The organism is Teichococcus globiformis, from assembly GCF_042646265.1.
Taxonomy (GTDB): domain Bacteria; phylum Pseudomonadota; class Alphaproteobacteria; order Acetobacterales; family Acetobacteraceae; genus Pseudoroseomonas; species Pseudoroseomonas globiformis.
The window spans coordinates 166631-167266 of record NZ_JBHRTN010000029.1; the positions used below are offsets into that span (position 1 = coordinate 166631).

At 78.5% G+C, this 636-nt stretch carries 1 protein-coding gene; it reads right to left on the bottom strand.

Features of this window, described 5'->3' with window-relative positions; all coding sequences use genetic code 11:
* Window positions 1-636, bottom strand: a 636-nt coding sequence (locus tag ACFOD4_RS21630; protein ID WP_379599790.1) for a hypothetical protein, incomplete at both ends; no start/stop codon positions are given.

Sequence of the window (636 nt, forward strand, 5' to 3'; positions counted from 1 at the left end):
TGCAGCACCCAGGCGCCGTCCGCCCCGCGCGTGCCCGCCGACAGCACCGCCCCGTCCGGCACCCCTTCCAGCCGCAGCTCCAGCACCTCCGACCCGTCCCGGTCCGCCAGCGCCGCCCGCAGCTCCAGGGCCACCGCCCCATCCTCCAGCCCCGCCACGTCCGCCGCCGCAACCTCCGGCGCATCGGCCACGCCGCGCACCGTCACCGCCACCTCCGCCACGATCGTCCGGCTCGCCCCCGCCCCGTCCGTGTCGTGCATCACCGCCTCGACCCGCAGCGCGATCGGCGCGTCGCTGTGCGCCGGCGGCCGCAGCGCCACCTGTCCCGCCGCCAGCGCCGCCTGCTCCACCGCCCACACGCCGCCGCCCAGCGCCGCGCCGTGCGACAGCGCCGCGCCTTCCGGCACGCCGTGGATCAGCACCCGCCCGTCCCAGTGTTCCGAAGGGTCCGGCGACACCCCGAACGCCACCTCCAGCGGGATCCAGCTATCCTCCAGCCCCGCCGCCGCGCCGCCCAGCGCCGCCCCGTCCACCACCGGCGCCACCCGCACGGTGAACCCGGCCTCGCTCACCGCCACATCGCCCGATGCTTCCCGCGCCGTGGCCCGCAGCACCAGCGCCAGCTCGCCGGCAAAG